This window comes from Dysgonomonas sp. (assembly GCF_035323175.1).
Taxonomy (GTDB): domain Bacteria; phylum Bacteroidota; class Bacteroidia; order Bacteroidales; family Dysgonomonadaceae; genus Dysgonomonas.
The window spans coordinates 130,233-151,434 of record NZ_DAOKYH010000001.1; the positions used below are offsets into that span (position 1 = coordinate 130,233).

Here is a 21,202-nt window from a genome sequence, read left to right on the forward strand (position 1 = left end):
TAATCGAATAGCTTCAACTATCTTCTTACTACATCATCCGTAATAAGCGGGAGTACGTCACCGCCTGATTACAAATATTTTACAGGATTTACGTCAAACCCTGACATATATACTGCAAAGGTAGGATATTTTTTTGAAATAATATCGAAAAAAATATTCTTTGTGAAAATTTCAGACTCGTAATGTCCTATCACTGCAAGCAATATTTTGTCTTCTACGTCATAGAAGTCGTTATACTTGGCCTCTCCCGTGATGAAAATATCAGCGCTGTAAGAAACTGCTTTCGGAATAAGAAATGCCCCGCTGCCGCTGCATATAGCCACATCGCGTATGGGTGTGCCACGCAAAGGCGAGTGTTGCAGCATATTGAGGTGGAATGTGTCTTTTAGTAAGTATAAGAAATCTTCTTCGTCCATCTCTTCGGGCAGTGTACCCACGATACCGCTTCCAGCTTTACTCCACTCGTTTTGTAAAGCATAGAAATCGTATGCGGGTTCTTCGTAGGGATGTACGGAAATGAGTGCGCGCAAAACTTCCGACCGCTTGTATACAGGCAATACCATTTCGATGCGTGTCTCGGGTTCGGTGTGTAATTCGCCTATTTCGCCGCAGTAGGGCTTGGCTTCATCACCTGCTCTGAATGTTCCTTCTCCTGTAATATTGTAGCTGCACGAGTCGTAGTTGCCTATCGATCCGGCTCCTGCATTGAATAATGTGTTGCGCAAAAGCTCGGCATGTGAATGTGGAACAAAGGTTACAAGCTTAAGTAGTTTGTCCTTTTGCGGATCAAGAATCCTTACATGTTGCAGGTTGAGCATATCAGCCAAATACTGATTAATTCCTTCCGAGGCATTATCCAGATTCGTGTGTGCGGCATATACAACGATGTCGTGCTTGCATGCCTTTATCATGCAACGTTCGATATAATTTTTGCCTGTGAGAGATTTGAAACTGCGGAACGCCAGAGGATGGTGCGATATGATCAGATTGCAGCCTAAGGCTATCGCTTCGTCCATTACAGCCTCGGTGACGTCTATACAAACAATTGCGCCTTTGGCTTCCTGATGTATATCTCCTATTTGCACTCCACTATTATCAAATCCTTCCTGCAAAGGAATAGGGGCAATCTGTTCTATGACATGCAGAATATCTTTAATCTTCATCGCTCGCTGTATTTGTATAAACGTTAGGTTATAACAAAGATATAATAGAAAATGAAATATTACATCATTTATATAGATCAGGAGAAATAAAAAAGCAACTCTCCCTTATAGAAGGAAGAATTGCTTTTTATTTATCTAAATAATATTGAGATTAATCGAACATTTTTCTGAAATGAGTGAATATCTTCTCTTTTACCGATTTGCTAGGCTGAAAGTTAGGAGAGTTTTCCAATCCTGTGAGGGTTTCTTTCTCGCTGTCGCTCAGGTTTTCGGGAATATACACACTGATGTTTATCAACAAGTCTCCCGTGCCGTATCTGTTGATGCTTGGCAAACCTTTATTTTTGAGTCGCAAAACCTTACCCGGTTGTGTTCCCGGTTCTATCGTTACCTTTACCTTTCCGTCTATAGTAGGTACAACGACATTACCACCCAGTGCGGCTGTAGAAACACTTAACAGTAGGTTGTAAACTATATCATTGTCGTCTCTGAACAACTCAGGATGCGGTTCTTCTTCTACCAAGATAAGTAAGTCGCCATTTATACCACCATGGCGGGCTGCATTTCCCTTACCACTCATCGATAGTTGCATGCCTTCTGCTACTCCGGCAGGAATGTTGATGGTTATCACTTCTTCTTCGCGGGTGATACCTTCTCCGGCACAGTGAGCACATTTTTTTGTGATGGTCTTTCCTTCACCGTTACATGTCGGGCAGGTAGATTGTGTCTGCATTTGCCCCAAAATGGTGTTCATCACACGAGTAACAACACCCGAGCCTTTACAGGTCGAACATGTTTCGTAGGCTGTACCTTTGTCGGCTCCTGTACCTTTACAGTGCGTACAAGAAACAAATTTGTTTACTTTTATTTTTTTCTCTACGCCCGATGCGATATCTTTCAGAGATAATTTGACTTTTACACGAAGGTCTGAACCTCTGTTTGTTCTAGGGCCACGTTGCCCGCCAAATCCGCCAAATCCTCCTCCAAAGTGCCCGCCGAATATATCGCCAAACTGAGAGAATATGTCATCCATCGAGAATCCTCCTGCGCCGCCAAATCCGCCCGGAGCTTCGTGTCCGTATCTGTCATATTTGGCACGTTTCTGCTCGTCGCTCAGTATTTCGTAGGCTTCGGCAGCTTCCTTAAATTTTTCTTCTGCCTCACTGTTTCCCGGATTTTTGTCGGGGTGATACTGAATTGCTTTTTTGCGATATGCTTTTTTTATTTCCTCAGATGTTGCGGTCTTGGTTACCTCCAGCACTTCGTAGTAGTCTCTCTTTGTTGCCATCGAAATATTCTTGTTTTATTTTGCAACAATTACTTTAGGATATCTGATGATTTTATCATCGAGTGTATATCCTTTCTGTATACTGTCTATGATTTTGTCTTTGTCTTCTTCGCTCTGAGCCGGAATAGTAGTTACCGCCTCATGCTTATCGGTGTCGAATGCATGACCAATGGTTTCTATCTCTTTTACTCCGTGCTTGGTGAGGAAGTTTGAAAACTTGCTGTATATAAGATCTATACCTTCTTTTACAGCATCTATGTCTTCCGTTTTTGAGATGTTGTCTAATGCTCTCTCAAAGTCATCGACTACCGCTATGATGTCAAGCAACACTCTTTCGCTACCTGATTTAAGCAGCTCGGCTTTTTCTTTCAATGTACGTTTGCGATAGTTGTCGAATTCAGCATTAAGGCGCAGGTAAGAGTTGTTGAGCTCATTGTATTTTGCTTCCCAATCGGTCACATTGTCACTTGCTTCGTCTCCTGCATTTTCTTCTGTCTGATTATTTGTCAGATTGTCTGTTTCTACAAATTCATCTCTCTCAAGATCTTTATCAGAAATATCCTCTTTCATATTTTATATTTATTTTATTTTCAGCTAATAACAAAGATATTGTCAATAAATTAACAAGCGTAATTTATTGTATCCAAATTGATGTTGATAAGTATATAGCAAAAGGCTTGCCAAAATTCTGATGGAGTCTCAATTCTCAAATAAAATATCGATTGTACTTCAAAGAATATATAGAGTATCTTTGTTGTGCTGAACGGATTGATATACCCTTAAATTGTCAAGCTTTATTTTTTGAGATATATAAAAAGTAAATGCAACGAAAAAGACTCGTATTGCATCATAATATTATAGGAGATGAACTTGCTTATTTCTATTCAGAAAGTATTGCTAAAATAAAAACATCTAGTTTGAAAAAATAATATATTGCTAATAAAGAACCCCAAAGTGTATAGACTATGAAACATAAAATGCTACTTATACTATTGTTCGTTGGTTTTGCTTTTACATCTTGTGATAAAGGCGATTTTGAATATGAAGATAAATTCAAGGATAGTCAGGAAGTTTGGAATCGTTTTAAGAAACAAACTAATAATACATACGAATATACAACAACCGGAGCTACATGGGTTGGTTATTCGTGGCAAACGACTATCACTGTTTATAATGGCAAGGTAAATCAGCGAAGCTTTAAATATACTGGCTATCCGAGTGAAGTAAGTCCTAATCTTGAATTGGAATGGACTGAAACAGGATTGCAACTAGGTAGTCATAAAGATACGCCGGCATCGGATGTTTTAACTCTTGATGAAGTTTATCAAAGGGCGGAACAAGACTGGTTGAAAAAAAGGAAAGGGACAGAAACTTACTTTGAAACAAAAAATGATGGAATGATTTCCTTGTGTGGTTATAATGAGAAGGGTTGCCAAGATGATTGTTTTACAGGTATAAGTATCAGAAGTATTATCGGAGGTATTATTGATTAAAAATATATTTTTGATATTCGTGTAACATTTAAAAAATATTAGCGTATAACATAATGTGTGAACATTCTTGTTTTTGTAGTGTTTTAGAGTATAATTTATAGAAAGATATTCCTTTTTCACATATAAGTATCTTTGTACACAGAAGCGTGTTTGTATGTTGTTGTTTTCTGAACGGAACGGAGTCTTGCTTGTAGACTGTTAAGCCTTAGGCGCTTCATTCTGTTCGGAGACAACTAAATTTCTCTCCTTAGCAAGCCGTAAGAGAATCCTTCGTATAATATCCCTTTTTCTATAAAAAGACTTCGTACTCAACGAAAGTGAAAAAATACAAACAATTCTTATCTTTTTATTGTTGTTGTTAGAAACAAGTAGCTGGATGAATCAGTATTTTTTATCTTTGCATTGTTTACAAACTGGAAAGGAATTATAAACAATTACGCAAATGGAACTTTCGTCTTTACTATCTCCTATCAATATAACATTAGCAACTTTGTTGGTCGCTTCTTTTTTCTTCATGCGGGGAAAGGTTCGCTCAGACCTTGTAGCTGTATGTGCTTTGCTCATGTTGGCATTAACCGGAGTTTTGACTCCTACCGAAGCATTAGCCGGTTTTTCCAATTCGGTTGTAATTATGATGATTGGTCTCTTTGTTGTAGGAGCAGGTATTTTCCGCACAGGTTTGGCAAAGATGATTAGTAGTAAAATACTTCAGACTGCAGGACAGAATGAGAATAAACTCTTTATTCTGGTAATGTTGGTTACGGCCTCTATCGGGGCTTTTGTGAGTAATACGGGCACTGTGGCCGTGATGATGCCTATCATTGTGAGTATGGCTGCGAGTGCCAATATAAGTCCACGTCGTTACCTTATGCCTTTGGCTTTTGCCAGTAGTATGGGTATGTTTACGTTGATTAGTACACCTCCCAATCTTGTGATTCAGAATGCGCTTGTTGATGCAGGATATGAGGCATTATCCTTTTTCTCGTTTGCGCCTATCGGTTTCATTGCGTTGGGTATTGGTGTTGTAGTTCTTTTCTTCTTGAGTAAGTTGCTTGTTTCAAAGAGTGATTCATCATCGGGCAAGAAGAAAGAAGGAAAATCTTTGGTTGAATTGGCTCAGGAATACCAACTGCAACAACAATCGTACAAGGTAGAGGTAAAGTCTGATTCGCCTTTGTTGAACAAAACGCTTGCCGAACTAAAGATTGCTTCAGCCTACGATATAAGTATCAGTAAAATTATACGTAAGAATGGTAATTCGAGATTCAGAAAAAAGTTTATAGAGGAGGTTGCAGGCCCCAAGTCGGTAATATTGAAAGATGATGTATTATATTGCCTCGGAGATATAGAAAATATAGAAAGATTTGTTTCTGATAATGATCTCCATTTGGAGAAAAAATCCGATGAAACTCCATTCGCAGGATTTCAGGAGTCGGGTATTGCAGAGATATTTATTATGCCTAATTCCAGATTAATAAATCGTACAATTTCTGAAATTAGTTTCAGGGAGGAATATAACGTAAATGTGTTGGGTATTCAGCGTCAGAATGAATATAAGATGCGGGACATTAAAGATACCAAGTTGCATTCGGGGGATGCTCTTCTTATACAGGGTACTTGGAAAGATTTGGCAAACTTAGACAACAGGCAGGATGATCTGGTGCTTGTAGGTCAACCACTGAAAGAGGCAGCTAAAGTAACATTGGATCAGAATGCTCCTATTGCAGCCGGTATAATGATATTGATGGTATTGGCAATGGTGTTAGAGATTCTCCCTTCGGTGATTGCTATTATGTTAGCTGCTGTGCTGATGGTGGTAACAGGCTGTCTTCGTAATATGGAAGAAGCGTATAATAGTATAAACTGGGAAAGTGTAGTACTGATTGGTGCAATGTTGCCGATGGCTACTGCTTTTCAGAATACAGGAGTAGATACTCTTATCTCAGGTTCTTTGGTTAATCATTTGGGCGATATGGGCCCTTATGCGTTGCTTGCGGGGATTTACTTTTGTACGTCTTTGCTCACTATGTTTATAAGTAATACTGCCACAGCGGTGCTGTTTACACCTATAGCCTTAAAGGCTGCTGAGGGGATGGGCATAAGTCCTTATCCGTTCTTGTTTGCTGTAGCAGTTGCGGCCAGTATGTGTTTTGCTTCTCCGTTTTCTACACCGCCCAATGCATTGGTGATGACTGCGGGGCGTTATACCTTTATGGATTATATGAAGGTCGGCTTGCCTTTGCAAGTGATTATGGGAATAATTATGATACTGGCTCTTCCTTTATTGTTTCCTTTCTAAAACGATTTAATTGATTTTATCTTCAAGGAGCTTCACTATCTGCTCGAGGTAGAGAGCGTCCGTTTTGTCGAAATGATTGAGGTGTTCACTATCTACATCCAAAACAGCGATCACATCGTTATGGTTGAATAGAGGCACTACGATTTCGGACTGCGAAGCGGCATCACAAGCTATATGTCCGGGGAATTCGTTAACATTCTCTACTATAACTGTTCGCTTTTCTTTCCATGCTGTGCCGCAAACGCCTTTACCGTATTTGATACGGGTGCAGGCTATTGTTCCTTGGAATGGGCCGAGCACAAGTTCTTCTCTTTTTACTATATAGAATCCTACCCAGAAAAATCCAAACGTCATTTTCAAGGCAGCAGATATATTTGCCATGTTGGCAATAGTGTCTGTCTCCCCTTCAAGCAAGCCTTTTAGCTGGGGTAGGAGAGTGAGGTATTTTTCTTCTTTGGAAGAAGTGGATATGTGGAGAGAGTGTGACATGATGTTTTTCAGTAAGAATCTATATGTATTTTCTCATAATAGGATTCTAATTTTTTTATAAAATGGTTTATATTATGATTCTTATTTACAAAACTATATGCATTTTCTCCAATTCTTCTTTGCAATGATTGATCCTCTATAAGATTTGATATTGCCTGTATATAGTCATCTACTGTCATACATGAAAATCCATTTTCATTATTTTGAATAACATCGTTACAGCCATCACATTTGCTTGTTACACAAGGAGTACCTAAAGACATCGCTTCTAATAAAGACAGAGGAAGACCTTCAAATATAGATGTAAGAATAAAAATATCAAGTGATTTGAGATATTCTAGAGAAATATTTCTATCTCCCCATGGTAGAATATTAAACTTGTCTGATATATTATACTTATCAATAAGATTTAGAGTTTCCTCCTTCAAATGCTCATCTAGTCCTGAACCTAATATAGAGAAATGAACATTAGGATATTTCTTTAATACCTGATTAGCTATTTCTACAAGTAATAAAGGGTTTTTTTGATAAGTTAGACGTGCAATAGTACCTATTTTTATTACATCAGATTGAGTATTAAATAATCTCTTTGTTTCTTTTGTTACTATGGGAATCGCATTAGGTATTACATCTATCTTATAATTAGGGATCCCAATTTCAAAATGCATCTTTATTGATTCAGAGTAAGAACATCCCAGGACTTTATAGGTATATTTGCTTGTTAATGCTTCAACTAAAAGAAATGTAGCTCTTTTTATTCCACTAAAAGACATATAGGAAATTCCATGTGGAGTAAAAATACTTTTTTTGTTTAGTTGTTTCGATGCAATTCTTCCAATAAAGCCAGCTTTAGAACTGTGAAGATGTATAATGTCTGGGGTTATTTTTTTTATTAATTTTCTTATTTGTAGAAAAGATTTTATATCCAACCATACATTGAAACCTCTGGCCATATCGATAGTTAAACATTCGATATCTTTTTCTTTGCAATACTCAGAAAAAGCCTTGTTAGGAGGTGCAATAACTGTTAATGCAAACTTTGTTTGATCTAGTCGTTCTATAATCTGACGAATATATATTTCTACTCCACCAAAAGATTGTGTTATATATAGTAAATTTATTTTATTCTTCATCCCAAGAAATTTTTGGTTTTCTACAATATTCATGACTTTTTTCTGTAGGGGATCTTCAAGAGTATCTATTAAGATTACATAATTTTCTTTTTTATTCGATTCTAAAAGTCGTAGTTTTTACTTATTCTTATTCTTATTATAAATAAGAGAACCATGTATAAAAAGATACTTTACAATACTTTTATGTTCTATTCTAGTTCTAACGTCATTATATATATTATCCCTTGTAACCTAATAATGTATTAATTATTAAACCTTCAACGATTATTTGTTTATGAGTGTTTCTATAATAGAAATAGTCGAATTCGCTGCATTTTCCCAGGTAAACATCTTTGCTCTTTGAAGGCCCTTCTCTTTTAAATTATGTCTTACAGCCGTATTCTTTAATATAACATTCATTTTATTAGAAATATCATGTATGTCATAAGGGTCAAAATATATTGCAGCATCTCCACATATTTCAGGCATACATGCTGCATTAGAAATAATAACAGGTGTGTTTTCTAGCATTGCTTCAAGGGGAGGAAATCCAAAACCTTCATATATAGAAGGAAATATTAAGGCCAATGCTCGTTTATACGCCATTTTAAGTTCACAGTCAGATAATTTACCTAAAAAGTGAACATATTTTCTAAGAAGAGGATGTTTTTCCACAATATCAAAGGCAGAAGCATCAGCTGTTATTAGACCATCCATCTTCCCTATAATAACCAAGTGAGGAATATTTTGTTCTTTCTCGTTTTTTAGTAAAAACAGTTTATATGCTTCAATAGCTCTTCTAAAGTTTTTATGAGGTTTAATATTACCTACAGCCAAAAAATAATCATAATTTATTTGGTCGATTTTTGAAGTATTACCATTATTCCCCAAGATAGGATCCACGCCATTATGAACGATTTTGATTTTACTCTCATATTTTTTATTGGTATATTTTATAATTTCTTTTTTGGAAAATTCTGATACTGTAATAACTTTATCTGATTTTCGTAGTGCTGCATCAATAACAACCTTAGCATATATTTTTTGGGATAAAGTTAATGTATTATGGAATGCCAAATGAAAGACATCGTGAAGAGTAACAAGTCTTTTATTTGCTTTTATAGGAAATAAAGGCACATTAAGATGAGGTGACCAGAATAAATCACACTTTGGGATAATTTTGGGATAATTTATTTGTTCCGCTATAGAATAAAATGGATCAGTAAAATTAATTATAGAAACATTTTCATTTTTTAATCTCGTTTCCAGATACTTTTCATCACCTAAAACAACTAAATTAGAGAAACGAGGTAATGTATTTATTAATATTTTATCTATATATCGACCTATTCCCGAATTATTAATCATTCGTGCATCAAATACGACTCTTTTTTTTATAATATTCATACCAGACTATTTAATTATTTAATAGATTATTAAATAAGAGTATCCAATTTTTCATAATACTGTCAATATCATAAAGTAGTGAAGTCTGATAGCTATTCCAACCCATGTTACTTCTCAGCTCTTCATTGTCAATTAGTTTGTTGATAGAATTAGCAAAATCTTCTATATCGCCCTCCTCTACCAAGAAACCATTGACTCCATTTTTTATAATATCGGATGGACCACACTTGCATCTGAAAGCTACAATAGGTAGTCCACAAGCGGAAGCTTCCAATAGTACCATCGGAAAACCTTCATATCTTGAAGACAACGCATAAATTGAACTTGACAAGTACTCCTTTAGAATATCATCTGTTTGAGTCTTTTCTAGTCTAATGACACTCTGTAGATTAAGTTTATTTATTTTTTCATTCAATTCTTCATATAATATACCACTCCCTACTATTTTTAATATCCACTCAGGATGTTTTTTATGAATAATGCTCCAGCTGTCAATTAATAAATCAAATCCTTTTTGGTATGTATAACGTCCTATGGCTATAACTTGTTTAGATAATAAATTAGCTCTATTAGCGGATTTTAGCATACACGGATTGGAAATCACTTCTAAGTTCTTAAAGGCTTTCCAATATCCTTTATCTTCGTTGGTTAATAGTATTAGTTTATCGAATTTTTTACACAGCCTTGTATTGAACTTATCCCTTATCAAATCAGCCAATTTAAATATCCCTTTTCGTCCTAATTGCAGTCTGTGAAATTTATTAAAATGAGATTCAATTATTTTTTTACTTCCATCATTAATATTATTAATAAAAAACATTTCGTTTCCAAACATAGAAATTGTAATGTCAGGCTGGGTTTTAAGAAGAAACTCTGTAAGTTTTTTTTTGTGGAATATCAGTTTTGAAATGAAAGGCAATATTTTTCTGAATACAGAGTTATCATTTTCTTCTGCATAATTAATAGCTAAGTCATGTGTTTTGATTTTGGGAGAAAGAGGAAAGAAAGGCTTTCTGTTTTTTTGCCCTGTTGTTATGATATATATATCATATCCCAGATTTTCTGCTAAATAATTAGCCTTCATGGACAAAACACGTTCCATCCCTCCTGAATTAAATGTTCCATATATGCAATAGACTATTTTCATATAGAATATGTTTAGAAAAGTATAGTTTTATATGGTATAAAATATGAACTTTCACCCGGATCTGATAAAAGCTTATATAATGACCATACAGCATATAAAACTACTGCAATATAAACTATAACTTTAAGTATTTTATTTTTTGTTAAATATACAAAAATAGGTAATATAATTAAATCTAAAAATTTAAAATAATTTCCAAATCGAATAGCAAACTCCTGTATGGAATTGAACAACATAAAAATAAATACACCCATAACATAAATGGATAGAATAGTATTATAATAAGAAATTTTTTTCTCACCTTCTCTTCTATAGGCGAATAGTGAAAGCAGAATAGCTATCCTCAACATGAAAGACATATTAATACCTAATTGCTGTCCCCAAGTTGTAGAATATATATATGCACTAAACTTTAACCCTAAATCTGTGGGCATATAAGGAACTATGTAACTGAAGTTATCTCTTATATCAAAAATTACGAGAGGTAATAAGGCTACCAAAATGATTAAAACCCATTTAAAAGATAGCTGTTTTATATATTTAAGTAATAAAAATGCAGGAATTAGAATAAATGCTGAATTGTGAAAGAAGCATGCGATAAAGAATAGAATCCATGCTTTTTTCTTGTTATTATCAATATAAGCAATATAAGCAAACATCACAATACTATAAGCTATAGCATTTCTGATTTGTCCCATATCCGAAACTAAAAATAATGTTGTCGAATATAATAAGACTGAGAGTAAAGGGTAAGGAGATAGTTTGTGACAAAAGTAAAGCCTTGAAAATATTAGAAAAGCAGACAAACAAAAAAGAAATCCATGAAAACCCAATCCAATAAAATTGAAAAGGGATGTAAAGAAAGCATAACCAATCTCTATAGTATAAATTATATAAATTCTATCTTTTAAAGAGATTGTTTTATACATATCTACATACTGGTCATAATCAAAGCCTATTTCTCTAGTTCCAGCAAATAGTAGCAGTATAAAACTCACTATTATTAAAATAACTTTGATATATTTATCCATTAATTTTTTATCAACAAACTCTGCTAATGAGAATGCAAATAATAAGCTAAAAAGGAAAATGTAGATACTCACAATAAATTAATTATAATGTACTTTTAATATTTACAAATCTAACAATATATTCTTTTTAATATTTTCGTATATATTTTTGGATTTCTCGTTGTTGCTGATGTTAATCTCCTGTATATGATCATGTGTAGAAAGTGGTAGATAAATTATTGTTGTCGAATTTTCATGTACCACAACAACTTTGCTACATATTTTTATTAGGTTAACTATTAGTAATTCAGCAGGCATTTTTTTTATAATAAAATCAAAATCATATGATTCTAGAGAAGATCTAAAATGTGGATGAGGCTTTAAGATTGTAGTGTAATTTTGAAAATCGTTCAATATTTTTTTATAATTAGAGTTAATATTCCATGAACCTAATAATAAAAAGATTTTTTTATTTTTTAATAATGCAAAATCTATCTCATTGAAAAAATATTTACTTTCTAGAGAGTTTATTGCAGATTCATAAAATGAACTAGTTAGTTTTTTTACTTTCTTCGCCTTTGATTCTGGTACTAATCTATTTAATACAGTAGGATGGTAAACAAATATAGTTTTGGTCAAACCATTACCTCCCATCCAATTAGTTACTTTAAATATTTTTCTGATTTTATTGAAAAATACACCATTACTTCTGTATGGAAAGTATCTGTATGAGCCAAAGCCTTCTTCGTAAGTAGAAATATTTTTTCTCTTTACAAAAAATAATAAAATAGTTATAATGGTTGATATATCAGAGTAAAGATACAAATTATCGTATTTTCTTGAGTTGACAATGAAATATATTATAGCAGCAAAATCATTAGGGAATAACATAACTTTGTTCCAATATTTTATCTTTTTTATATAACCTGCAAATTCGGGAGCATCAAAAAAATTATTAACAAGAAAACAATCTTTTTTTTCAAATTTTTCACTTGGTATATTTTTCGAATTGAAATATTGCAATGGTTTGGATATTAAAAATGCACTTCTCATGTTTAATCTTTCTTTATTAATGGATATATCCTCTGACTGTAAATTAGAACCAACATACATATACAAAAGTTACTAAATAAATTTATGTATGCAGTATATATATTTGAATAACGAGTAAAAGCAAAAGATAGGATAAAATGACCAATAGATACCAAAGTTGTAATAAACATTAATTTCTTGGTTTTTTTATAATAGAATAAATAGTTTACAAATAAATAATAAATACATTGAAAAAAAGAAGCATAACATAATGGAAAAAGAAGAGGTAAAGTGTCAACGTATTTAGGGAAAAAATAAGGTATTAGGATATATGAACCAATGAAGATGACCGTTGTTAGAATAAAAAAAAATGAACTCATCAAACAAGTTTGTTTTAATAACTGTCCTTTGGTTTTACTATTTTGATTAGATAAATTTTTATATAAGAAAATAGAGTTTGATGCATTAAAAGATACCCCTATTATATTAATAATGTTACCAAAATTAAGAGCAAAACTGAATAGTCCGACAGATGTAGAGCCACAAAAGAAGTTCATTATATATCGGTCCATTCCTTGTCTAAGCCATCCTGCTGTTAGATGTGGGATTAACGGGGCTCCGTATGATAGACTTTCTTTAAGTATTCTGATATTTATTCTTTGAAAAACTAAAAGTTTTCTGTATATTAAAAAATATAAAGAAATAAAGAAGAATATTCCCGCAACAATAAATTGGGCATATATGCGTCCTTCCCAATCCATATGGAATGAAATTATAAAAATTAAGGTTAATATAAAATTCAGAAAAACAGTCCCCAGGCTATATAGTCCATATCTTATGGGTTGTTCTTTAAGTCTCCAGATCTCCAGATTTACAGTAGTAAAAAGTTGAAAGAAACAGATTAAAGCAGCAATGATTTGATATCCTATCGAGAAACCTAATATTTCCTGTAGTTCATTTTTAACAATTAATAAAATGATAATAATTAGTATAAGTACTACAGAAGCTATTGAAAATACAGTATTGATTACTTTCTTAAAATCCGTTTCACTTTTACGAAAATAGCTATTCCCAATATATCCATTTGTCCCTAATGATAATAAAATAGCTAAAACTGTGATTAGAGTTGTGAATAAATTTAGTTTGCCATAACCTTCTGGTAAAAGATATCTAGCAAGAATAAAAAGTAATAAAAAATTGATACCGTTATTTAAAAAAGCGAAAAAGGTAAATAGAAAGCCATTTCTGACATTCGAATTAGATTTTAACTTTTTAATATTTCCTATGAGTATATTATTTTTAATAATATTATCCATTAGAATAAAAACATCTTAATTTATTTTATTTAGTATATTCTCTATGGATATCTTTACCAGATAGATAGACGAATGTTTATGATTAGTAGTATAATATGATACCCAAAGCTGATCTTTAACTACAATAGCCCCAGGATACGCAGAATCCCCTCTGCCCGGAAACGTATAAATAAGTTCCAGGTTATTATTTTCTTTTAAATGATACAAGACGTTTCCTCCGCTATTTCCCCTACCAGTAACAAATATTTTATCCTTAATTTCTATGATTTTTGGGCTTTCTATACGTTGATTTAAGGTATGCCAATCCCATTTATTATAAGGGTACTTCGCCTTACCAATGTAGCCATTAGATCCATTAGAGCGGATAATGATAGTCATATCATTGTTTGTAGAAAAATGAATATCTGCTTCATTTGTATTATTAACCAACTCTGCTATAACTTCGAAGTTTATCCCATCTTTTGAAGATACTAAGATGGGATTCTTGGGTGATGAGTAAGCAACTCCATATGCAATACCATTATGCCACACAACTTTCCATAGCCAATATTGAGAAAATACATTATCGCTGTTTGAAATTTTGATATTATTGCTTGCACTGATTGATAATTGATTACTATCAAGTAAACTCATAGAAGCAAAGGAATTCATTGTTTTTTGAAATATAAGTTTGTTTTGATCATTCAAAACTGAGCATCCATAAACGACCATTAGTTTATTATCTGGGGTTATAGAAAATTTAGGGTCGCGAAGATCGTATCCCTTATCAACGATATACGATGCGGGATACCATTCGATACCATTATATGATTCTAATATTGTTATTTTTCCATATGATTTAGATGATGAGGGTATGTGTTCATAAGCTTCTCTAAAAGTACAGTAATACTTGCTATTGAATTTAATGAGATCTGTGAATGCACAATGAGGACTTTTGTTCCATATGCATTCAAACGAAATAATGCCAGGTTCATTCCATGATAAATCACTATCCTCTTCCTTAGAACAAGACGGTAAAAAGTATAATAGAAACAGTATTAGTAGTGATCCAAGTTTACTCATAACATTCTTTTCAGTTTTTTATAATATTTCCTTCATTATTGTAAAAAATCAAAACTAAAAGGTTCTCCTTTCTTAATATTTCTATTAACTTTTTTCCCTAGTATATCAGGTAGATATTTTGGATGTAGTCCATATCCTGGACGTATTGAGCGTACATTATTTACGGTAATAAAGTCTCCTTCTTTAATGTCTTCTGTAACGAATAAAGACCGTCTTCTTGATTTATCTTTTTCTGATATATCATATGTTATAATTCCTAGAGATTGTTCTGCCTCTCTTACAGCCGATACCATTTCGTAAAACTCATTTGGCTCCATGGAAAAGGACGCATCGGGACCTCCCATGCTTCTATCCAGTATGAAATGTTTCTCTACAACTGTTGCACCTAAGGCCACTGATACAACAGGAACTGTTGAACCTAAAGTGTGATCTGATACACCTACTTTTACATTAAAAGTTTCTTTCAGATTTTTTATCGTTAATAAATTTGCTTTTTCGATAGTTGCAGGATATTCTGAGGTACATTTTAATAGTGTAATGTCATTATTCCCCATTTTCCGACATGCTTTTATGGCTAAATCAATATCACCAAGTTCAGCGACTCCAGTCGAAATAATCATAGGTTTTCCTTTGGATGCAATGTGCTCAATAAGAGGTATATCTGTTATTTCAAAGGAAGCTACTTTATAAATTGGAATATCTATTGATTCTAAAAAGTCAACACCTTCTATGTCAAAAGGTGAAGAAAAAAAGATTAATCCTAGATCTTCTGCAATCTTTTTTAATTGAGGTTGCCATTGATATGGCATCGAAGCTTCTTCAAAAAGATTCCAAGGGGTATAACCTTTCCACAAACCTTCACTGCGTGGGGCAAAATAGCCTGTATCTAAATTCAGGGTCAAACTTTGTGGTTTATATGTTTGTATTTTAACTGCATCTGCCCCAGCTTTAGCCATTGCTTGAATAGTATTCACAGCAAGATTGAAATCATTGTTGTGGTTTGCTGATAATTCAGCTATAATGAAAGTATTACTCTTATTCATTTTATCTCTTTTTTCATGAGGGCAACAAGGAAATGTCCTGATCTATATGAAGCTAATGTTTCGGCTATTTTAGTAAAACCGAGCCCTTCATAATAATTCACAAGAAAGCCATCATTTATAACGCAATCTAAATATAGTTCTTTTACTGAATTCTCTTTTAAATATTTCAATGCATATTGAATTGCAATTTTCCCTAAGCCTTTTTCTATGTTATTCGTATTTACAGACACTGTATTTAACCAAATCGAACTGCTCAATGTCAAAAAGCTTTTCCATTCATGATAATCGCTCCTTTTTGTTAGGCTAAGGAAAACCTTCATTTCATTTTCTTTGTCAAACAGTCCAAAATTTTCACCTTTTGTCTGCCTATCAATTAATTTTTGTATATCTATAGGTTGAAGCCATTGCCTGATACCTTTTTGTAGCATCCTTTCAACTAGGTTGCAATGTAAATTATATGCAATTGAGAGTTCGCTATTATAAATCTTTCGAAAATAATACTTCATTAGAAAGAAGATCTATAATTTTATTATTATTACTTATTTTTCTTTTCATTGATTTCGACATAGATTTCCTCGTTTCATAATCATTAATAAAGTTAATAATATATTCACTAATATTTTTAGAAACTAAATCATCATAAAATCCCATACTTATGCCTATTCCTTCATTTTGTAGGGATCTTGCTATTTGGTTCTGTTCTTCATTAAATGAAAGCGCTAGAAAAGGAATTCCTAGTAAAGCCAATTCAAATCGAGTATTTCCTCCGTTAATTACAGCAATATCATTTTTCATCATGATTTCAGCCACATTGTTTATATTTTGGTGATATTTTATTTGATGAATAGATTTTAGGTGCTTTAAGCGGAGTTCTTTTAGTCTTTGGTAATTAAATCCTGCTCCCAATATATAATTGACTGTAAGTGGAGACATAATTAGCTCTAAAGAATCTGCAACCATTTCAGTTAATTGGTAAGGATCACTCCCTCCCATTGAGACTAAGACTTTGTTTACTTGTTTTTTTACATTGAAGATTTTTTTATTTTTAAATTCATCTCGAAAAATAAATAAAGAATTCCCTGTGTAGATTCTAATCTTTTTATCTCTTTCTAGTTTTTTTATCTCTTTCTTATACTTATGTGTCTGAAAACCTATCTGGAATATGTAATCAGTTTCCAGTCCATAGTCCTTAAAAACATGATCAATGATGCTAACAGTAGGAGCTTGTATATTATTTACAATATCAATATATTCTTTCCATGAATTTTTGTATAAATCTAAAATTACTAGAGAGCAATTACTTAACTTCTTGAACAATGCTGATAATTGAACAACTCTGATGTTTTTTAAATTTTCAAGGATTATTTTTTCCCCTATTATACCATTACAATAAAAAATAACGTTAATATCCTTTTTTATGAATTCGTCGGCTAGAGCCATACAACGATATAAGTGCCCTAAACCAATTTGTTCATTGGCTTCAGTAATAAAAGCTATTGTTTTCCTTTTAAATCCTTTTTGCTCCATCTTCTGTGCGTTCTCCTACGATTTCAAACTGTGGACAATACTGATTATTTTCAATTTTTTTCTTTCTAAAGTTATCTACAATTATTTGAGGTGTATTAGCCCCTGCTAAATGGCTAAATATGTAATCTCCACTAAATCTTAGGTTTATGTCGATTAAGTATCCTTTCCCATCTTTGAAAATTACATCAAAGTTGGCTGTTCCTTTATGTTTCAGTTTCTCACTCCATATTCTTGCTGTGTTTTCCCAAAAAGCTGGATTTATTGTTTTCGCTTGAAAAGATTCACCTCCTTTTTGAGTAATCTTTCTTCTTCCTAATACTCTTAAAAAGTTACCTTGTAAATCATTTATAATATCAAAGCCATATTCAACACCTTCAAGCATTTCTTGGATAACATATGGAGTATTCTTGCTCGTTGTACTAATAAATTGTTTTAATTCGTTTATATTATGAATAATTTCATTACCCCTTGCCCCTTTTCCGAATCTAGGTTTTGCAATGAGTGGAAATTGATCGCATTGCTTGATGTTAAATTGAGCATCCATTAACCATGTTTTAGCACTTGGTAGATGAAGTTCTTTTGACAATGATGGGAGTTGGTATTTATCATTTGTTTTTAGGACTATTTCATAATCTGCTCCAAGTAATATACATCCAATATTTGAAAATGCTTTATTGTATTTTTCCAAAATGATTATGTCATCAACATTAAAAGATAATAGTAGTTCTATTTTATGATTTTTGCAGATATCGAGCATCCAGAGAATGTATTTTTCTGAACTGAATGGAGGGGCAATAAATGATTTATCTGCTATTTTTAATGCTTTAGCATTTTCATCACAATCAGTCGCGAAAACTTTGCCTCTACCTTTCAATGCTTCTTTGAAAGCATTGACTAAAAATGATTGCCGTCCAACAGCTGAAATTAGTATGTTCATTTATGCAACATTTTATATTTTAATTCTGCTAGTATCCAATCTTCTTCTGTGTCAATATCTTGAGCCTGAGATTCTGGCAATTCAAAACCGTATTTATTAGAGCCTCTTAAAGATGTATCAAACTTCATCCAATAAAACAGTCCTGCATCGTGATATGCTGGTTCTATATCTTGGGATCGGGTATTCTGATATTCTGGATAAAACATATATACTTTACCATCATTTAATTTTATAGCTCTTTGTATGGGGTAAGAAAAACGAATAACAGGGCGGACTGAATCAACGCCATTTTCTATTAATATAGAATAGCCTTTTTGTATATTTTCTCTTGTAATTAATGGAGCTGTTGGTAAAATACAACAAATATATTTAAATTGTTTGTTTAAATTCAGATATGACTCTTTTACTTCATCTATTACATCTGCTAGCGTAGCATGATCGTTTGCATTTTGAGAACTACGCATAAAAGGAACACTAGCACCGAACTGTTTTGCTATTTGAGCTATTTCCATATCATCTGTCGATACTATTATTTCGTCAAATAATTCGGAATCTATTGCCGCTTGAATTGAGTAAGCAATAATTGGTTTCCCTAAAAAATCTTTTATGTTTTTCCTGGGTATTCTTTTACTTCCTCCTCTGGCTGGAATAATCGCTAGGTTATTCATAGTATGCTTTTATTTTCTCAATCACATAATCTTGTTCCTCGTCTGTCAGAGTGGGGTACATTGGTAGACTCAGGCAATGCCTATAATATTCTTCTGAATGAGGCATATCGCCTTCTTCCCAACCATACGCCCTATAATAAGGCATTAAATGTGTTGGTATATAATGTATTTGCGCGAAAATATTATTCTCCCTTAAATAGTTATATAGATTCAATCTATCAGTAACCTCGATTACATATAAATGATATGCATGACCTTCGACTACCCCTGATTGCCTTTTTATATAAGGCTTATTTTTTAAAGCCTGATTATATTTTTTTGCTATTTCTCTTCGTTTAGCTAAACCTTCATCAGCCTTTTTCAGCTGAGTGATACCTAATGCAGACTGGAAGTCCGTTAAACGATAGTTATACCCAAGGGTCTGCATCTCCATGTACCATCCTGGATAGCAGTCAACCTCTCTGACACCATTCGCAAATTCGGTCGTATTTTGATAGATAGAACTATCTTTAGTAATACCATGAGTTCTTAGAAGTATAAGCTTCTTGTATAACTTTTCATCATTAGTTGTTATCATACCACCCTCACCACAGGCTATATGTTTTACTGGATGGAATGAGAATATAGCTAGATCTGCAAAGCTTCCATTCCCACAAAATTGTTTTTGACCTTTGCTATCTATAAAATATCCTCCTGGTGCATGGCATGCGTCTTCTATTATCCATAAATTATATTCATTCGCTAACCTTCTGTATTTTTCCAAATTGTTTGCTCTTCCTGCAAAATCAACAGGGATTATACCTTTATAAGTGCCTTTAGGTTTTGATTTTATTAATGTCTCTACTTTATCATAGTCCAATAGATATGTTTCTGGATTGATGTCAGAAAATATGACTTCACCCCCACAATAGCGGACGCAATTGGCAGATGCAGCAAAGGTGATGGGAGTAGTGATTACTTTATCTCCTTCTTTTATATCTAAAGCCATCGTACACAGATGTAAGGCGGCTGTTCCATTTGCTACAGCCACAGCATATTTGCATCCTATATAGTTTGCAAATTTTTTTTCAAATTCAGCTATCTTAGGACCTTGAGTAAGAAAATCTGAATGCAAAGCATTTATAACTGCTTTAATATCCTCTTCCGTTATGTGTTGACGTCCATATGGTATTGCTTTCATATCTTAAATGTTGAATCAACGTGTTCTTTTATTAATTTCCTTAAACTGTCAACAGTTTCCCAATCGGAATTTTCACCTGAGTTATAGGTGAAGCCTTTCGCTACGGGCTTTGCATTATACTTTTCGATAAAACTGTCTAGTTTCCAAGAGTGGGTTACAGGTAAAATTACATAATATTTGCCGAGATCGTACGTATGGAAAGAGTCTGATGAAGTTATCATTTCTTCATGTATTTTTTCGCCAGGTCGTATGCCTACATTGACTTGCTTGCATTCTGGAGCAATTGCAGTTGCCAAATCAGTTATGCGATATGATGGAATTTTAGGTATGAATATTTCTCCGCCCCATGCATGTTCCAGCGCATACATAACCATATCTACGCCACCTTGCAATGAAATGTTGAATCGGGTCATACTCGGATCAGTAATCGGGAGCATGCCTTCTTCTCTTTTCTTTATAAAAAATGGGATAACAGATCCATTAGATCCCATTACATTACCATAACGTACAACAGAGAAACATATAGGATTATCTCCTTTTATATTATTAGCTGCAACGAATAATTTATCAGATGTTAGCTTAGTTGCCCCATATAAATTTATTGGAGCGCAAGCCTTGTCTGTAGATAATGCTACTACTCTTTGAACTTTTGTAGCAAGACATGCCTCGACTACATTCTGAGCTCCGTTTATATTTGTTTTTATACATTCATCGGGGTTATACTCGGCAATAGGAACATGTTTCATTGCTGCTGCATGAATAACATAATCTACAGATTGTAGCGCTCTGATTAATCGGTCTTTGTCTCGGACATCTCCTATGAAGAATCGAATTTGAGGATATTTGTTTTTCGGATAGTCTTGTGACATCTGAAACTGTTTTTGCTCGTCTCTGGAAAAGATTATAAGTCTCTTAACTAGTGGATATTTATCTATTATATATTTAGTAAGGGCTTTTCCTAGGGAGCCGGTTCCACCTGTAATTAAAATTGATTTATTGTTTAACATTCTATTTAGATTCTTTTAAATA

Annotated in this window: 20 protein-coding genes; 2 read left to right on the forward strand and 18 right to left on the reverse strand. The window is 33.2% G+C overall.

Annotation, left to right across the window (positions count from 1 at the left end):
- Nucleotides 1-68: 68 nt before the first annotated feature.
- The 3 genes from PKC55_RS00550 to PKC55_RS00560 form a co-directional block, all read right to left on the reverse strand.
- On the reverse strand, nucleotides 69-1,163 hold the full coding sequence (locus PKC55_RS00550) for a Nif3-like dinuclear metal center hexameric protein (RefSeq protein ID WP_252638566.1): 1,095 nt from the start codon (nucleotides 1,161-1,163) through the stop codon (nucleotides 69-71).
- A gap of 151 nt (nucleotides 1,164-1,314) precedes the next feature.
- Nucleotides 1,315-2,451, reverse strand: a complete 1,137-nt coding sequence (gene dnaJ, locus PKC55_RS00555) for a molecular chaperone DnaJ (RefSeq protein ID WP_135104783.1) — start codon at nucleotides 2,449-2,451, stop codon at nucleotides 1,315-1,317.
- A 15-nt stretch (nucleotides 2,452-2,466) separates the two neighbouring features.
- Nucleotides 2,467-3,021, reverse strand: a complete 555-nt coding sequence (locus tag PKC55_RS00560) for a nucleotide exchange factor GrpE (protein WP_135104784.1) — start codon at nucleotides 3,019-3,021, stop codon at nucleotides 2,467-2,469.
- A 395-nt stretch (nucleotides 3,022-3,416) separates the two neighbouring features.
- Here PKC55_RS00560 and PKC55_RS00565 point away from each other — a divergent pair, with 395 nt between their 5' ends.
- Nucleotides 3,417-3,944: a hypothetical protein gene (locus PKC55_RS00565; protein WP_135104785.1), complete on the forward strand. Its 528-nt coding sequence runs from the start codon at nucleotides 3,417-3,419 to the stop codon at nucleotides 3,942-3,944.
- Nucleotides 3,945-4,413: 469 nt separating this feature from the next.
- Nucleotides 4,414-6,243 (forward strand): SLC13 family permease, encoded by a 1,830-nt coding sequence (locus PKC55_RS00570; RefSeq protein ID WP_324371811.1) that lies wholly within the window; start codon nucleotides 4,414-4,416, stop codon nucleotides 6,241-6,243.
- Nucleotides 6,244-6,249: 6 nt separating this feature from the next.
- Here the strand turns inward: PKC55_RS00570 and msrC are convergent, their stop codons facing one another.
- The 15 genes from msrC to pseB form a co-directional block, all read right to left on the reverse strand.
- The gene (gene msrC / locus PKC55_RS00575; protein WP_291130602.1) at nucleotides 6,250-6,732 is read right to left on the reverse strand and encodes a free L-methionine (R)-S-oxide reductase MsrC; all 483 of its coding nucleotides are present in this window, start codon (nucleotides 6,730-6,732) and stop codon (nucleotides 6,250-6,252) included.
- 8 nt (nucleotides 6,733-6,740) lie between these two features.
- A complete protein-coding gene (locus PKC55_RS00580) occupies nucleotides 6,741-7,898 on the reverse strand; it encodes a glycosyltransferase family 4 protein (RefSeq protein ID WP_291130599.1) in 1,158 nt (385 codons plus the stop codon).
- A 231-nt stretch (nucleotides 7,899-8,129) separates the two neighbouring features.
- Nucleotides 8,130-9,251 (reverse strand): glycosyltransferase family 4 protein, encoded by a 1,122-nt coding sequence (locus tag PKC55_RS00585; protein WP_291130597.1) that lies wholly within the window; start codon nucleotides 9,249-9,251, stop codon nucleotides 8,130-8,132.
- Nucleotides 9,252-9,261: 10 nt separating this feature from the next.
- Complete coding sequence (locus tag PKC55_RS00590) at nucleotides 9,262-10,398, reverse strand: glycosyltransferase family 4 protein (RefSeq protein WP_291130594.1); 1,137 nt, start codon at nucleotides 10,396-10,398, stop codon at nucleotides 9,262-9,264.
- 11 nt (nucleotides 10,399-10,409) lie between these two features.
- Complete coding sequence (locus PKC55_RS00595; protein ID WP_303895587.1) at nucleotides 10,410-11,429, reverse strand: EpsG family protein; 1,020 nt, start codon at nucleotides 11,427-11,429, stop codon at nucleotides 10,410-10,412.
- 102 nt (nucleotides 11,430-11,531) lie between these two features.
- The gene (locus PKC55_RS00600; RefSeq protein ID WP_291130589.1) at nucleotides 11,532-12,461 is read right to left on the reverse strand and encodes a hypothetical protein; all 930 of its coding nucleotides are present in this window, start codon (nucleotides 12,459-12,461) and stop codon (nucleotides 11,532-11,534) included.
- 2 nt (nucleotides 12,462-12,463) lie between these two features.
- A complete protein-coding gene (locus tag PKC55_RS00605; RefSeq protein WP_291130586.1) occupies nucleotides 12,464-13,756 on the reverse strand; it encodes a lipopolysaccharide biosynthesis protein in 1,293 nt (430 codons plus the stop codon).
- Nucleotides 13,757-13,771: 15 nt separating this feature from the next.
- Entirely contained in the window at nucleotides 13,772-14,818 is a 1,047-nt protein-coding gene (locus PKC55_RS00610) for a hypothetical protein (protein WP_291130583.1), read from the reverse strand.
- 35 nt (nucleotides 14,819-14,853) lie between these two features.
- Nucleotides 14,854-15,861 (reverse strand): pseudaminic acid synthase, encoded by a 1,008-nt coding sequence (gene pseI, locus PKC55_RS00615; protein ID WP_291130581.1) that lies wholly within the window; start codon nucleotides 15,859-15,861, stop codon nucleotides 14,854-14,856.
- Entirely contained in the window at nucleotides 15,858-16,289 is a 432-nt protein-coding gene (locus PKC55_RS00620) for a GNAT family N-acetyltransferase (RefSeq protein WP_291130579.1), read from the reverse strand. The genes pseI and PKC55_RS00620 overlap by 4 nt, the downstream gene beginning before the upstream one ends.
- A gap of 49 nt (nucleotides 16,290-16,338) precedes the next feature.
- The gene (locus PKC55_RS00625) at nucleotides 16,339-17,388 is read right to left on the reverse strand and encodes a PseG/SpsG family protein (RefSeq protein ID WP_291130577.1); all 1,050 of its coding nucleotides are present in this window, start codon (nucleotides 17,386-17,388) and stop codon (nucleotides 16,339-16,341) included.
- Nucleotides 17,369-18,325: an ATP-grasp domain-containing protein gene (locus PKC55_RS00630; protein WP_291130575.1), complete on the reverse strand. Its 957-nt coding sequence runs from the start codon at nucleotides 18,323-18,325 to the stop codon at nucleotides 17,369-17,371. Before PKC55_RS00630 ends, PKC55_RS00625 begins: the two co-directional genes overlap by 20 nt.
- Nucleotides 18,322-18,993: a pseudaminic acid cytidylyltransferase gene (gene pseF, locus PKC55_RS00635; RefSeq protein WP_291130573.1), complete on the reverse strand. Its 672-nt coding sequence runs from the start codon at nucleotides 18,991-18,993 to the stop codon at nucleotides 18,322-18,324. The genes PKC55_RS00630 and pseF overlap by 4 nt, the downstream gene beginning before the upstream one ends.
- A complete protein-coding gene (gene pseC / locus PKC55_RS00640; protein WP_291130570.1) occupies nucleotides 18,986-20,173 on the reverse strand; it encodes a UDP-4-amino-4,6-dideoxy-N-acetyl-beta-L-altrosamine transaminase in 1,188 nt (395 codons plus the stop codon). Before pseC ends, pseF begins: the two co-directional genes overlap by 8 nt.
- Nucleotides 20,170-21,180, reverse strand: coding sequence for a UDP-N-acetylglucosamine 4,6-dehydratase (inverting) (gene pseB, locus PKC55_RS00645; RefSeq protein WP_291130566.1), 1,011 nt, complete (start codon nucleotides 21,178-21,180; stop codon nucleotides 20,170-20,172). The genes pseC and pseB overlap by 4 nt, the downstream gene beginning before the upstream one ends.
- Nucleotides 21,181-21,202 lie beyond the last annotated feature (22 nt).